Here is a 12,810-nt window from a genome sequence, read left to right as displayed (position 1 = left end):
TGTCTGGCAGAATTATACGCACCTCAGCTCCGGTTTCTCTCGCCTCATGCCTGCTATTCCCGCTATTGACACAGACCTGCCCGCCCTCGCCCAATCCATCAAGGACTGGGGCCGCGAGCTGGGCTTTCAACAAGTCGGCATCAGCGGCCTCGACCTGGCCGAGCATGAGCAGCATCTGGAGCGCTGGCTCGCCGCCGGCTACCACGGCGAAATGGACTACATGGGCGCTCACGGCAGTAAACGCTCGCACCCCGAAGAGCTGGTGCCGGGCACATTGCGCGTGGTGTCTCTGCGCATGGACTACCTGGCGGGCGACACCCACATGGCAAAAATGCTCGCCCAGCCGGAAAAAGCCTACGTCTCGCGTTATGCCCTGGGTCGTGATTACCACAAGTTGATCCGTAAACGCGTGCAACAACTGGCGGAAAAGATCCAGGCGGTCATCGGGCCTTTCGGCTATCGCGCATTCGTCGACAGTGCACCAGTGCTGGAAAAAGCCATCGCCGAACAGGCCGGCCTGGGCTGGATCGGCAAAAACACTCTGGTTTTGAATCGCAAGGCAGGCAGTTATTTCTTCCTCGCCGAATTGTTCGTTGACTTGCCGCTGCCGGTAGACCCGCCCCACGCCACCGAACACTGCGGGCGGTGCAGCGCCTGCCTCGACATCTGCCCGACCAATGCCTTCGTCGGCCCCTATGTGCTGGATGCCCGGCGCTGCATTTCCTACCTGACCATCGAACTCAAAGGCGCGATCCCTGAAGACCTGCGGCCGCTGATCGGCAATCGGGTGTTCGGTTGCGATGATTGCCAGATTGTCTGCCCGTGGAACCGCTTCGCCCGTCCGTCCGGTGAAAGCGACTTCAAGCCGCGACACAACCTGGACAATGCGCAGCTGGCTGAGCTGTTCATGTGGGACGAAGAAAAATTTCTCAGCAGCACCGAAGGCTCTCCGCTGCGCCGGACCGGTTACGAAAACTGGTTGCGCAATCTGGCGGTAGGATTGGGCAATGCGCCTTCAACGATTCCGGTGCTGGAAGCGCTGAAGGCGCGACGGGAACATCCGTCGGAACTGGTACGTGAACATGTCGAGTGGGCATTGCGGCAGCACGCTGAACGTCAGGCTTCGTCGTTGTAGACAAACTTGGGCATTTCCCAATGAAAACGGATCGCCAGCAAGCGCAGCAGAAAACCGCCGAACAGGGTGATCAGAATCGATTGTTCATCGGGTAATTGCAGATAGATGCAGAGCATGTAGCACCACGCCGCCGCAAACGACACGCTGGCATAGAGCTCACGCCGGAAGATCAGCGGAATGTCATTGCAGAAGATGTCCCGCAGAATGCCTCCGAAAACCCCGGTGATCACGCCGCTGACCGAGGCCACCAACATGCCATGGCCCATTTCCAGGGCGGTGATGCAGCCGATCAGGGTGAACGCCACCAGGCCCATGGCATCGAGCACCAGGAACAGTGAACGCAGATGGCGCATCCAACGCGCCGTGAACACCGTAACCATCGCGGCGACAGACGTCAGCACCAGGTATTCCGGGTGTTTGACCCAGGTCAGCGGGTAGTGCCCGAGCAGCACGTCGCGCACCGACCCGCCCCCCAGCGCCGTGACGCAAGCGATCAGCACCACACCGAACCAATCCATGCCACGACGCCCGGCAGACAGGGCGCCGGTCATGGCTTCGGTGGTGATGGCGATCAGGTAGAGCATCAGCAGCATGGTGGCGATCCTTGCAAAAAGGCGCGCAGTCTACTCACTTCACCCAGGCACCAAAAGAGGGCACAGCTCACTGTAGGAGCCGGCTTGCTGGCGAAGGCGCCCTCAAGGGCCCCTTCGCTGGCAAGCCAGCTCCTACAGATCGGGTTTCAGGCTCAGGCCTTGATGAAATGCTTGCGGTAGTGCTGCAACTCGGCGATGGATTCGCGGATATCGTCCAGGGCCAGGTGGGTGCTGCCCTTCTTGAAGCTGTCGCGCACGTCCGGTGCCCAGCGCGCAGCCAGCTCTTTGAGCGTGGACACGTCGAGGTTGCGGTAGTGGAAGTAGCTTTCCAGGGATTTCATGTGGGTATACAGGAAGCGACGGTCCTGGCAGATGCTGTTGCCGCAGATCGGCGACTTGCCCTTCGGCACCCACTTCTCCAGGAAGGCGATGGTTTCGGCTTCGGCTTCAGCCATGCTGATGCGACTGTCGCGAACCCGCTGGGTCAGCCCGGAACCGCCGTGCTGACGGGTGTTCCACTCGTCCATGCCAGCGAGGATTTCGTCGCTGTGGTGAATGGCGATCACCGGGCCTTCGGCCAGGGTGTTCAGGTCACTGTCGGTGACGATGGTGGCCATTTCGATGATGACGTCGGTATCCGGGTTCAGACCGGTCATTTCCAGGTCGATCCAGATCAGGTTCTGCGGGTTTTGCATGTTTGGCTCCTAGGCAATGCTGCGCAGTTTAGCCTAGGCCGGTGGCCGGGCGTGCTAAACTCGCGGCCGTTTTACCTAATCGCTGCATTCTTGATACGGAACACCCATGGCCAAACGCCAACTCAATCGTCGTCAAAACTGGCGCATCGAAAAGATTCAGGGCGAGCGCGCCGCCCGCGCCGCCAAACGCGAGTCCTCGGCTGTCGAGGCACTTGAAGGCGGCGATCTGGGCCCGGAACAACACGGCCTGGTGATCGCGCACTTCGGCGTGCAGGTCGAGGTCGAGGCCCGCGACGGCGAACAGGCCGGCCAAGTGTTCCGTTGCCACCTGCGCGCCAACCTGCCGGCGCTGGTGACCGGCGATCAGGTGGTCTGGCGTGCCGGCAACCAGGGTATCGGCGTGATCGTGGCGCAACTGCCGCGCAACACAGAACTGTGCCGCCCGGACAGCCGTGGCCAGCTCAAGCCTGTTGCGGCCAACGTCGACATGATTGTCATCGTGTTTGCACCGCTGCCCGAGCCCCACGCCAACCTGATCGACCGCTACCTGGTCGCGGCCGAGCATGCGGGCATCAAACCGCTGTTGCTCCTGAACAAGTTCGACCTGATCGACGACAACAACGCTCCTGCGCTGAATGCCTTGCTCGCGGTGTACCGCACCCTCGGCTATCCGGTGCTGGAAGTGTCGGCGCACCACGGCAACGGTATGGAGCAGTTGCAGAAGCAGCTGGACGGACGCATCAGCGTGTTCGTCGGTCAGTCCGGTGTCGGCAAGTCATCGCTGGTCAACAGCCTGTTGCCGGAAGTCGAAACCCGCGTCGGTCCGTTGTCCGAGCTGTCCGGCCAGGGCACTCACACCACCACCACCGCGCGGTTGTTCCACTTCCCCGGCGGCGGTGAGTTGATCGACTCCCCGGGTATCCGCGAATTCGGCCTGGGCCACGTCAGCCGTGCCGACGTCGAAGCCGGTTTCATCGAGTTCAACGACCTGCTCGGCACCTGCCGCTTCCGCGACTGCAAGCATGATCGCGAACCCGGCTGCGCCCTGCTCAAGGCCCTTGAAGACGGCCGCGTGCAGCAGCAACGGATGAACAGCTACCGCTCGATCATCGCCAGTCTCCCGGAAAACGGCTACTAAACAGACGTACCGGCCACCCTGCCTTCAGCGGGGCGGCCGGCGGCTGGATCTTCCCCCGCTTAAACATCAGACCTCTCTGTAAGACACCGCGCCGGCGCTTGTAGGGCATTTCTCTTTAAGTCACATCCCCTTGTAGCCGCCAGCCAATAGCCTAGCTTCAGACCCTCTTCGCACTCCAGCGACACCGAGGGACACCCATGCAAACCTACCATCTGTTCATCAGCCACTCGTGGAACTACTCCGACGCCCACGACAATCTCGTGCGCCTGCTCAACGCCAAACCCGGTTTCACCTACAAGAATTTTTCGGTGCCACCGGACAACCCGATTGTCGGCGCGAAAACCGACAAACAACTTGAGGAGGCCATCGAAAACAAGATTCGCCCGTGTTCGGCGGTATTGATCATGGCCGGGATGTACTCCACCTACAGCAAGTGGATCAACAAGGAAATCGAGATCGCCAAGCGCATGGGCAAGGTGATCATTGCGATCAAGCCGTTCGGTGCCGAGCGGATTTCCACGGCGGTACGTGACGCGGCACATGCCGAATGTGCGTGGAACACCAACAGCATCATCGATGCGATTCGCAAGCATACGGCGGTGTAACCATGCGCAAGGGACTGTTTATCGGCATCAACGACTACACCCACGTGTCGCGCCTGAGCGGTTGCAGCAATGACGCCATGGCCATGGCCTCGGTGTTGAAGACCGACGCCAATGGCGATCCGAACTTCAAGAACATCGTACTGACCTCCGCCGAGGACTACCTGAGCCGGGAAAAACTCGAAGACCAGATCCGCGAGCTGTTTGTCGGAGACTGCAATGTCGCGCTGTTGTATTTCGCCGGCCACGGCAGCTTCGATACCGACACCGACGAAGGCATGTTGATCCCGCAGGATTACAAGAGCGCCAAGGACGGGATTCGCCTCAGCGACATCCTCAACTGGGCGAGCAAAGCCACGAAGATCAAAAACAAAGTGATCATTCTCGATTGTTGCCAGAGCGGCTCGGCCGGCGAACTGCGCGCCTTGCGCAGCGAAGGCAGCGTGGTCGGCGAAGGCCTGACCATTCTGACTGCCTGTAAAAAGGAAGAACCGGCGATGGAGGGCGCGCAACACGGCGTGTTCACCGGATTGCTGCTCCAGGCCCTGCACGGTGGCGCCGCGAACATCCTGGGCAAGATCACCCCCGGCAGCCTTTATTCGTTTGTCGACAACGCGCTCGATGCCTGGGAACAGCGCCCGGTGTTCAAGACCAACGTCTCGCAGTTCATTTCCCTGCGCGAAGTGTCGCCGCTGATCCCCAAGGACATCCTGCGCAAACTTCCCGAATGGTTTGCCGAAGCCGAGTCGGTGTACCCCCTCGCCCCCAGCTTTGAGCCCACCGAACCCGAGTTCAACCCGGAACAGGGCGAAGTCTTCGCCCAGCTGCAAAAGTGCAATCGCCACAGTCTCATCGAACCGGTGGACGCCGAGCACATGTACTACGCCGCCATTCACGCCACCGGCTGCCGCCTCACCGCGCTCGGCGCCTATTACCGCGAACTCGCGATCAAGGGACATTTCTGATGCCAGTGTTTATCAGCTACCGCCACATGGATCGCGCCCACGCGGTCAAAATCAACGTGCGCCTGATCCAGGCCAACATCAAGACCTACCTCGACGTACTGGATGCCGAATCCCAGACCACCGATGACATCACCGGAGTGATCACCCGCAACATCAGCGAATGCACGCACCTGCTGGCGGTGGTATCGGAGAAAACCGCGCTGTCCTGGTGGGTGCCGTTCGAAATCGGCGAGGCGACCATCACGAATCGGCGCATCTGCTCGTACAGGACCGGCCCGACAGAGCTGCCGCTGTACCTCGATAAATGGCCGAAGCTGACCAGCGACCGGGACATCGAGTTTTTTATCGATGCTTATCGCACCGAGTCGACACTCAAGCGCTCGATGTCGCTGGAGTCGGTGACCGGTAGCGAGTCGGTGCGCAGCGTCAACAAATCCAATGCGGATCGCTTTCACGCCGACCTCAAGTCCCGAATCACCCGTGGCTTTTAATGTAGAAAACACCGACAAAAAAGCCGACATCGCTGTCGGCTTTTTTGTCGGTCATGCAGACCAATCAATCGACACCCGAGGGAAGCGATTCACTATTGCCAATTCAGTTAGTCTGGTAAGACTCAAACTCAACCATCGGTTGAATCATCTGCAGGAAGCTTGGTCGCCTGTTTCGCAAGATTTTTCTCTTCGGATTTCACGCGACGTTCAAGCTTTCTTATGTCCTCTTCAGCGGGAAGCTCCTCGGGCTTGATGCCGCGCTGTTCCAACATATCTCGGACGCTCAAATTATTCTGGACATGCTCCTTGGCAATGGCCGGCTCGCCTTGCAAGTCCACCTGTAGCACGTTGTGATTAGTTATCTCATTAGCCAGGTTTTTGGCAGCAATAGTCAGCGTCGGTAAAAAATCAGCCAATGGACGGCTCTTAACGATGCCATACGTGTCCTTCATCGCCTGTGTGGTCTTGCCGCCGAACAATGCTGCATCTCCTCGGGAGCGTATACGGGCAAATCCTTCATCATCTACACCACGCTCGTAGATGTTCTGCGATAGCTCTTTCTCCGACTCACGCAACCGATCTCGAGCATCGAAGCGGGCTTGTAAGCGCATTCGGTCCTCGATCAACTCTTGCTTGCGCGTTTGGAGCGCGAAGTAACTCTGAGCAAATGCGATCTGTTGTTTACGCGGGTCTCCATTCTGGGCAATCAAGTAACAGGCATAACGAGTGAGCATGAAATCTTCGACAGGACGCTGACCACCTTTGCCCACCTCGATCATTTTCGTGACGTCACGAAAATGATCGGAAACCTCCACACCTGTAGCTTCACAAGAGGCTACGGCACGCCTGATGGCGGTCAAAAAATTATCCCAGCGTGCGTAACCCAAGGGGGCTTGCAACTCGCGAGCGAACCAGAATTCGATGCTTTCATCAGGCACGCGATGTACCAGCGCGTCGAAACGCTGTTGCAGCAGTGGTAGTGATTGATTGTCCATGGCAAATCCCGAGGCAGTCAGAGGGCGTCGATCTCGAATGCTTTGCGACAGTAAATATCTGTCTGATAGTGAAGGGCAGATTTCCGACCGCATAGCCTCAAATGTGTGACAAAAAGCCGCGAACATTGCGGCTTTCCTATTTTCAGCGTGCGGTCTTTTCTAGCTTCCAACCCAGCGCATCCAACGCGTCACAGCCCTCCTGTATCAGTATGTGCGCAGCATTGGCGAAATGTTCCAAATCGTGACCCTCAGCATCTTTCACGCACAGGCAGGTGACGCTGTTGAGCAGGTTGCGTGCGGCCTTGATTCGGTGGGTGGCGGTTTCAAGAAGATCGGAAGCTCGAGCTTCAGTGTCGATGTACAGCGTGCTCCCGACGCTGAAGTTGCTTTGGAGCGGGTGGAATTGGGACATGGTTTGAATTCCGTCTGAAAGATGAAACTCCCACCCTTTTCGCGGCTAATCGAATGGGGGTGGCAGCTGTACGCGGGTTAGCCGACCGGTCAGAGGAACCCGGCACACCCGAAGGTGTCCCACGCACAGCCACCATAGACACATATGTCAGGCAGCAAATAGCGCCGCGATTATACGGGCGCTCGTGCATTCCTCTCAAACGACCGGCTAAGGTCCGTCACCGATTCGTCGGCGACTGGCAAACTGTACCGATGCCCCGCGCGAAGTAAAACCCGGTTTACGGGTCTCAGACCCGTCCTACACAACTCTCAGACCAAACCTCATTCCTTGAGTTTTTTCGCATGCAGCGGATCTGAATTCATTCTTACAAGCACAAAAAAGCCGACATCGGCGTCGGCTTTTTTGTCGGTCACTGCTTGGGACGCTCACCCGGTTTCGGTGCCGGGTCGTCGAACAGGTTCAGACGCTCGCGCAGTTCGTGGGCCGGCAGCGGTTCCTTGTCCGCCGGCAATGCGTTCGGGTCGACCGGTGCAGTCGGTGCGGCTCCCGGAGCAGCCGAACCTTGCGGCGCATCGGGAGCAGGTTCCGCCCCCTGCGAACCTTCGATCGCACGCTGGGCTTTCTTGGTCAGCACCACGATGTCGATACGACGGTTCACCGGGTTGAACGGATGCTCGCGATCGAACAGGGCCGACGAGGCATAACCGACCACCCGCGCCACCTGCGCATCCGGATAGCTGCCCGCCACCAGCGCACGACGCGCGGCGTTGGCACGGTTGGCCGAAAGCTCCCAGTTACCGAAATCACCGGTACCAGTGTATGGCTTGGCATCGGTGTGGCCGCTGATGCTGATCTTGTTCGGCACCGCCTTGATGGTGTCGGCCATGGCCAGCAGGATGTCTTCGAAATACGGTTTCAGACGGGCCGACCCCGAGTCGAACATCGGACGGTTTTCTGCGTCCATGATCTGGATACGCAGGCCGTCCGGCGTGATTTCGAACAGGATCTGATCCTTGAACTTCTGCAGCTGCGGGTTCTCTTCAACCTTGTTCTGCAGTTCTTGCAGCAACAGCTCGAGGCGCTCCTTTTCGACCTGCTCGGCCATGCCTTCAACCTGGTCGGTATCGATGGTGACCTTGTCCGGCTGCGGCTGGGATTTCACTTCAGGGTTGAGGGTGTTTTCCGGCGCCAGGGTCGGCGTGCCGCCCAGATCGATGATGTAGGGCGTGCCGCTTTCGGAAAAACCGATCGGGTCCTTGAAGTAACCGGCGATAGCAATCTTCTGTTCCGGCGTGGCGGTGGACAGCAGCCACAACACCAGGAAGAACGCCATCATCGCTGTGGCGAAGTCGGCGAAGGCGATTTTCCACGCGCCCCCGTGGTGCCCGCCGGCGTAGCGCTTGACGCGTTTGATGATTATCGGTTGGTTATTTTCCATAACTTAACGACCGCGAACCGCTTGTTCCAGCTCGGCGAAGCTTGGACGGTGCGCCGGGTACAGGACCTTGCGCCCGAACTCCACGGCCAGCGATGGCGGCATGCCGGAAGCCGAAGCCACCAACGAGGCCTTGATGGCTTCGTAGACGTTCAACTCTTCCTTGGCATTGTGTGCCAGGGAGTGGGCCAACGGGCCGAAGAAACCGTAGGCGGCGAGAATACCGAAGAAGGTACCGACCAGTGCCGCACCCACGTGCAGGCCGATGGACTTCTGATCGCCCTCACCGAGCGAAGCCATGGTCACCACGATACCCAGTACCGCCGCGACGATACCGAAACCGGGCATGGCGTCAGCAATGCCGTTTACGGCGTGGGATGGGTGTTCCAGGTCTTCCTTGAGGCTGAACAGTTCCATGTCGAACAGGCCTTCCAGCTCGTGGGGAGCCATGTTGCCGGAGGACATGATGCGCAGGTAATCGCAGATAAACGCGGTCATGCGCTCGTCCTTGAGGACCGTCGGGTACTTGGCGAAGATCGGGCTCGCGGCGGCATCTTCGATGTCGCCTTCGATGGCCATCATGCCTTCGCGGCGGCTCTTGTTGAGGATCTCGTAGATCAGGCCCAGAACTTCAAGGTAGAAGCCGTGATTGAAACGCGAGCCGAACATGCTCAGGGACTTCTTGAGCACGTGCATCGTCATGTAGCCGGGGTTGGCCTGCAAGAATGCGCCGAGGGCGGCGCCACCGATGATCATCACCTCGAAAGGCTGGATCAGGGCGGCAATCTTGCCGTGGGAAAGCACGTATCCGCCGAGCACGCTCGCGAATACGACGATGATGCCGATAATTTTAGCCATAGGTTAGGAGAGCACTTACTGAGTCGGGTTCAAGGTCATATTCGGAAGTTAAAAAATCTCTTCTTCTCCTTATCGGCAAAACTGCGCCAGACTATAGCCAGTTCAGGCGAAAAACTGATTTGACCCCATCCGGGCCCAGCTAATGTTGACAATGATCGCCTCCCACCATGGTTAACGAAACGAACGTTCCAACACCAAAACCAACGACGCTCGAAGGCTGGGTCAAGCTGCTCGATGGCGTACGTCTTCCCGTCCCGCAAGCCAGCCACGACCGGGTCTGCAAGGCCATCCGTGACAATCGCAGCTCACTGCGCGACATCGCTGACTTGATGCAAGGCAGTCCGGCCCTGGCCTTGAGCGTGATTCGCGAAGCCAACCGGCATACCCATGGCAGCATGACCGAGCCTGCGGAAAACCTTGAAATAGCAATCAACCGCCTCGGCCTGAAGCGCACTGAAGAGCTGCTCGCGCGCCTGCCCGCCGAACCCCAGTCCGAGATTCCCAAAGCCTTGCGTCAGCTGCAGATGATCAGCCAGCACGCCACGCAACAAGCCAACGGTTTTTTTGCCAGTCGCCTGGCGCGCCTGTGGCAGGACATTCACTGGGGCAGCCTGTTGTTTCTTTCGCCCCTGTGGCCGTTGGCGTTGACCCATCCAAAACTGCTCGAAGAGTGGGAGCTGCGGGTCATCCATAAAGGCGAGTCGGCACGCAAAGTCGAACAGCAATTGTTTGGCGTACGCCTGCTGGACATCGCCCAGGCGCTGGTGGAGGTCTGGCGATTGCCGATCTGGGTGCAGCAGGGTTATCGCCTGTTGCTCACCGAGCAGCGAGAGCTGGTGAAAGTCCTGCGCATCGCCCGTGACAGTGAGCATCCACTGCGCCAGCAGAACCGTCTCGATGACGACCCGACCCTGCGTCGCTGGCTCAATCAGCCAGCCAACACAGTGCTACTGGCCAACGGGCTGGCGCTGTCGGCGCAACACGCCTGGGACAGCCCGCACAGTGAGCGCTGGCAATTGCTGACCAGCCTTTATCTGCAAATGCCGATGGACGAGGTGCAACAGCAACTGCACCAGCAAGCCGCTAACAGCGCACGCCAACACGCCATGCCCGACCTCTGGCACCCTGCCGAATCGCTGATTTGGCCGTGGGGCATGAACCGTGTCCACGCGGGCTTGCTGCCGGCAGCGGCACCCACCGCCGAAGACCTGGCGAAGTGGCGCAAACAATGCGCAGAATTGCTGGTCGAGCCGAGTCGTTTCACCAATGCCATGCACCTGACCATCGCCGCCCGGGACGCCCTGGTGGCCTGCGGCATGCGTCGGGTGATGATCCTGATGGCCGACCGCACTCATGCCAACCTGCGCGCACACCAGACAGCCGGCCTGCCGAAGGAAGCGGCCGGGTTGAACTTCGTGGTCAGCCAGAGCAACGTGTTGCAACGCCTGCTCGCGCAGCAGGCACAAGTGCGCCTGACGCCAGTCAACAACGCGCAATTCTCGGCCCTGCTGCCCAACAGCCTGCGTTCACAGTTCAGCGGCGAACATCTGCTGCTGCGCTCGCTGGTCAACAATGGCCGGGTGATCATGATCGTCGTGGCGGACCAGGGCGGCGGACCGTTTTCGGAAGTTTCCGTACAGGCCTTCGGCAAAACCGCGCAGTGCATCGAGAAAGCCCTGCACAGCTTTAGCCACCGTGGCCAATAAGGCTGCGCTACAATCCCCCCCTTTTGTGCTCTGGAGACCTCACATGTCTGGCTTCTCTGGCTTGCCGCTGGTGATCGAGCCGAGCGACTTGCTCCCTCGCCTCGACGCCCGCGAACTGATTCTGGTGGACTTGACCAGTACCGCCCGCTACGCCGAAGGGCACATTCCCGGCGCGCGCTTTGTCGAACCGAAACGCACGCAGCTCGGCCAGGCCCCCGCCCCGGGACTGATGCCCCCGCAGGCAGCACTCGAAGCGCTGTTTGGTGAGCTGGGACACAACCCCGACGCGGTCTACGTGGTGTATGACGACGAAGGCGGCGGTTGGGCCGGGCGCTTCATCTGGCTGCTGGATGTCATCGGCCACAGCAAGTACCACTATATAAATGGCGGCCTGCCGGCCTGGCTTGCAGAGGGTTTGCCCATGTCGATCCAGATCCCGCCGTCCGTGGGTGGCCCGGTTACACTGACCTTGCATGATGAACCCACCGCCACTCGTGAATACCTGCAAAGCCGACTCGGCGCAGCCGACCTGGCAATCTGGGATGCTCGCGGCCCGCTGGAGTACTCCGGCGAGAAAGTCCTCGCAGCCAAGGGCGGGCACATTCCCGGCGCGGTCAATTTCGAATGGACCGCCGGCATGGATCAGGCGCGCCAGTTGCGCATCCGCACCGACATGCAGCAGGTCCTCGAACAACTCGGGATCAGCAAAGACAAAGAAGTGATTACCCACTGCCAGACCCACCATCGTTCTGGCTTCACCTATCTGGTGGCCAAGGCTCTCGGTTATCCGCGGGTCAAAGGCTACGCCGGTTCCTGGGGCGAATGGGGTAACCATCCCGACACGCCCGTAGAGATTTAAGGTTTTTAAGGACAGTTAATGAACAAGCGTCTGTTTATCCTCAGCCAGTACCTGCTGCCCCACAACTTGCTCTCGCGACTGGCCGGCTGCATCGCCGAATGCCGCGTGCGCTGGTTCAAGAACGCCTTTACCGCCTGGTTCGCCAAGCGTTATCAGGTGGACATGTCCCAGGCGCTGGTCGAAGACCTGACCGCCTACGAGCACTTCAACGCGTTCTTCACCCGCGCACTGAAAGACGGTGCCCGTCCGTTGGACGAAACCCCGGGCGCGATCCTCAGCCCGGCCGACGGCGCGATCAGCCAGCTCGGCCCGATCGAGCATGGTCGGGTGTTCCAGGCCAAGGGCCACAGCTTCAGCGTGCTGGAACTGCTGGGTGGCGATGCGGCAATCGCTGCGCCATTCATGGGCGGTGACTTCGCGACCATCTACCTGTCGCCGAAGGACTATCACCGCGTGCACATGCCACTGGCCGGCACCCTGCGCGAGATGGTCTACATCCCGGGTCGCCTGTTCTCGGTCAACCAGACCACTGCTGAAAACGTTCCGGAATTGTTTGCCCGCAACGAGCGCGTGGCGTGCATTTTCGACACCGAGCGCGGGCCGATGGCCGTGGTGCTGGTGGGTGCGATGATCGTGGCGTCGATTGAAACCGTCTGGGCCGGCCTGGTGACGCCGCCGAAGCGCGAGCTGAAAACCTTCCGTTACGACGAAGCCGCACGCGCGCCGATCCACCTGGAAAAAGGCGCAGAACTGGGGCGCTTCAAGCTGGGCTCGACCGCTGTCGTGCTGTTCGGGCCGGATCAGGTTAAGTGGGCTGAAGAAATGACCGCCGGTACAGCGGTGCAGATGGGTCAGGGTATGGGCTCACCGAAGGCCTGATTTGTACGCAAACCTGTAGGAGCGAGCCTGCTCGCGATGAGTGAATA

At 59.7% G+C, this 12,810-nt stretch carries 14 protein-coding genes; 8 read left to right on the top strand and 6 right to left on the bottom strand.

Annotation, left to right across the window (positions count from 1 at the left end; genetic code table 11):
• The first annotated feature begins 46 nt into the window (after nucleotides 1-46).
• A complete protein-coding gene (gene queG / locus ACM6IK_RS24920) occupies nucleotides 47-1,135 on the top strand; it encodes a tRNA epoxyqueuosine(34) reductase QueG (protein WP_414876430.1) in 1,089 nt (362 codons plus the stop codon).
• Here the strand turns inward: queG and ACM6IK_RS24915 are convergent.
• Nucleotides 1,117-1,728, bottom strand: a complete 612-nt coding sequence (locus ACM6IK_RS24915; protein ID WP_108218410.1) for a trimeric intracellular cation channel family protein — start codon at nucleotides 1,726-1,728, stop codon at nucleotides 1,117-1,119. The genes queG and ACM6IK_RS24915 overlap by 19 nt on opposite strands.
• A 152-nt stretch (nucleotides 1,729-1,880) precedes the next feature.
• Nucleotides 1,881-2,423 (bottom strand): oligoribonuclease, encoded by a 543-nt coding sequence (gene orn / locus ACM6IK_RS24910; RefSeq protein ID WP_007983969.1) that lies wholly within the window; start codon nucleotides 2,421-2,423, stop codon nucleotides 1,881-1,883.
• Between the two features lie 106 nt (nucleotides 2,424-2,529).
• Here orn and rsgA point away from each other — a divergent pair, with 106 nt between their 5' ends.
• The 4 genes from rsgA (at nucleotide 2,530) to ACM6IK_RS24890 (ending at nucleotide 5,619) form a co-directional block, all read left to right on the top strand.
• The gene (gene rsgA / locus ACM6IK_RS24905; RefSeq protein WP_414876429.1) at nucleotides 2,530-3,561 is read left to right on the top strand and encodes a small ribosomal subunit biogenesis GTPase RsgA; all 1,032 of its coding nucleotides are present in this window, start codon (nucleotides 2,530-2,532) and stop codon (nucleotides 3,559-3,561) included.
• Nucleotides 3,562-3,758: 197 nt separating this feature from the next.
• Nucleotides 3,759-4,166 (top strand): TIR domain-containing protein, encoded by a 408-nt coding sequence (locus ACM6IK_RS24900; protein ID WP_414876428.1) that lies wholly within the window; start codon nucleotides 3,759-3,761, stop codon nucleotides 4,164-4,166.
• A gap of 2 nt (nucleotides 4,167-4,168) precedes the next feature.
• Nucleotides 4,169-5,128: a caspase family protein gene (locus ACM6IK_RS24895; protein WP_414876427.1), complete on the top strand. Its 960-nt coding sequence runs from the start codon at nucleotides 4,169-4,171 to the stop codon at nucleotides 5,126-5,128.
• A complete protein-coding gene (locus ACM6IK_RS24890) occupies nucleotides 5,128-5,619 on the top strand; it encodes a toll/interleukin-1 receptor domain-containing protein (RefSeq protein ID WP_414876426.1) in 492 nt (163 codons plus the stop codon). Before ACM6IK_RS24895 ends, ACM6IK_RS24890 begins: the two co-directional genes overlap by 1 nt.
• A gap of 128 nt (nucleotides 5,620-5,747) precedes the next feature.
• On the opposite strand, the gene dinD is transcribed toward ACM6IK_RS24890, so the two are convergent.
• The 4 genes from dinD to motA all read right to left on the bottom strand — a co-directional run bounded on the left by dinD (nucleotide 5,748) and on the right by motA (nucleotide 9,319).
• Nucleotides 5,748-6,614, bottom strand: coding sequence for a DNA damage-inducible protein D (gene dinD, locus ACM6IK_RS24885; RefSeq protein WP_414876425.1), 867 nt, complete (start codon nucleotides 6,612-6,614; stop codon nucleotides 5,748-5,750).
• A gap of 142 nt (nucleotides 6,615-6,756) precedes the next feature.
• Nucleotides 6,757-7,026, bottom strand: coding sequence for a hypothetical protein (locus ACM6IK_RS24880; RefSeq protein ID WP_150727892.1), 270 nt, complete (start codon nucleotides 7,024-7,026; stop codon nucleotides 6,757-6,759).
• 409 nt (nucleotides 7,027-7,435) lie between these two features.
• Nucleotides 7,436-8,464 (bottom strand): flagellar motor protein MotB, encoded by a 1,029-nt coding sequence (motB, locus tag ACM6IK_RS24875; protein WP_414876424.1) that lies wholly within the window; start codon nucleotides 8,462-8,464, stop codon nucleotides 7,436-7,438.
• A gap of 3 nt (nucleotides 8,465-8,467) precedes the next feature.
• Nucleotides 8,468-9,319, bottom strand: coding sequence for a flagellar motor stator protein MotA (gene motA, locus ACM6IK_RS24870; RefSeq protein ID WP_414876423.1), 852 nt, complete (start codon nucleotides 9,317-9,319; stop codon nucleotides 8,468-8,470).
• Between the two features lie 167 nt (nucleotides 9,320-9,486).
• Here motA and ACM6IK_RS24865 point away from each other — a divergent pair, with 167 nt between their 5' ends.
• The 3 genes from ACM6IK_RS24865 to asd are packed head-to-tail and all read left to right on the top strand — an operon-like array spanning nucleotide 9,487 to nucleotide 12,763.
• The gene (locus ACM6IK_RS24865) at nucleotides 9,487-11,025 is read left to right on the top strand and encodes an HDOD domain-containing protein (RefSeq protein ID WP_414876422.1); all 1,539 of its coding nucleotides are present in this window, start codon (nucleotides 9,487-9,489) and stop codon (nucleotides 11,023-11,025) included.
• Between the two features lie 43 nt (nucleotides 11,026-11,068).
• A complete protein-coding gene (rhdA, locus tag ACM6IK_RS24860) occupies nucleotides 11,069-11,884 on the top strand; it encodes a thiosulfate sulfurtransferase (RefSeq protein ID WP_414876421.1) in 816 nt (271 codons plus the stop codon).
• 18 nt (nucleotides 11,885-11,902) lie between these two features.
• Entirely contained in the window at nucleotides 11,903-12,763 is an 861-nt protein-coding gene (gene asd / locus ACM6IK_RS24855) for an archaetidylserine decarboxylase (RefSeq protein ID WP_414876420.1), read from the top strand.
• Nucleotides 12,764-12,810: the final 47 nt, after the last annotated feature.

Origin of the sequence: Pseudomonas sp. IT-196MI5 (assembly GCF_949767415.1) — a bacterium.
Lineage (GTDB): Bacteria > Pseudomonadota > Gammaproteobacteria > Pseudomonadales > Pseudomonadaceae > Aquipseudomonas.
This window is presented reverse-complemented; position numbering and strand designations above follow the sequence as displayed.

Excerpts from the sequence above, each read along its gene's own strand:
- queG (WP_414876430.1), top strand. The coding sequence starts at position 47 with ATGCCTGCTATTCCCGCTATTGACACAGACCTGCCCGCCCTCGCCCAA.
- ACM6IK_RS24915 (WP_108218410.1), bottom strand. The coding sequence starts at position 1,728 with ATGCTGCTGATGCTCTACCTGATCGCCATCACCACCGAAGCCATGACC.
- orn (WP_007983969.1), bottom strand. The coding sequence starts at position 2,423 with ATGCAAAACCCGCAGAACCTGATCTGGATCGACCTGGAAATGACCGGT.
- rsgA (WP_414876429.1), top strand. The coding sequence starts at position 2,530 with ATGGCCAAACGCCAACTCAATCGTCGTCAAAACTGGCGCATCGAAAAG.
- ACM6IK_RS24900 (WP_414876428.1), top strand. The coding sequence starts at position 3,759 with ATGCAAACCTACCATCTGTTCATCAGCCACTCGTGGAACTACTCCGAC.
- ACM6IK_RS24895 (WP_414876427.1), top strand. The coding sequence starts at position 4,169 with ATGCGCAAGGGACTGTTTATCGGCATCAACGACTACACCCACGTGTCG.
- ACM6IK_RS24890 (WP_414876426.1), top strand. The coding sequence starts at position 5,128 with ATGCCAGTGTTTATCAGCTACCGCCACATGGATCGCGCCCACGCGGTC.
- dinD (WP_414876425.1), bottom strand. The coding sequence starts at position 6,614 with ATGGACAATCAATCACTACCACTGCTGCAACAGCGTTTCGACGCGCTG.
- ACM6IK_RS24880 (WP_150727892.1), bottom strand. The coding sequence starts at position 7,026 with ATGTCCCAATTCCACCCGCTCCAAAGCAACTTCAGCGTCGGGAGCACG.
- motB (WP_414876424.1), bottom strand. The coding sequence starts at position 8,464 with ATGGAAAATAACCAACCGATAATCATCAAACGCGTCAAGCGCTACGCC.
- motA (WP_414876423.1), bottom strand. The coding sequence starts at position 9,319 with ATGGCTAAAATTATCGGCATCATCGTCGTATTCGCGAGCGTGCTCGGC.
- ACM6IK_RS24865 (WP_414876422.1), top strand. The coding sequence starts at position 9,487 with ATGGTTAACGAAACGAACGTTCCAACACCAAAACCAACGACGCTCGAA.
- rhdA (WP_414876421.1), top strand. The coding sequence starts at position 11,069 with ATGTCTGGCTTCTCTGGCTTGCCGCTGGTGATCGAGCCGAGCGACTTG.
- asd (WP_414876420.1), top strand. The coding sequence starts at position 11,903 with ATGAACAAGCGTCTGTTTATCCTCAGCCAGTACCTGCTGCCCCACAAC.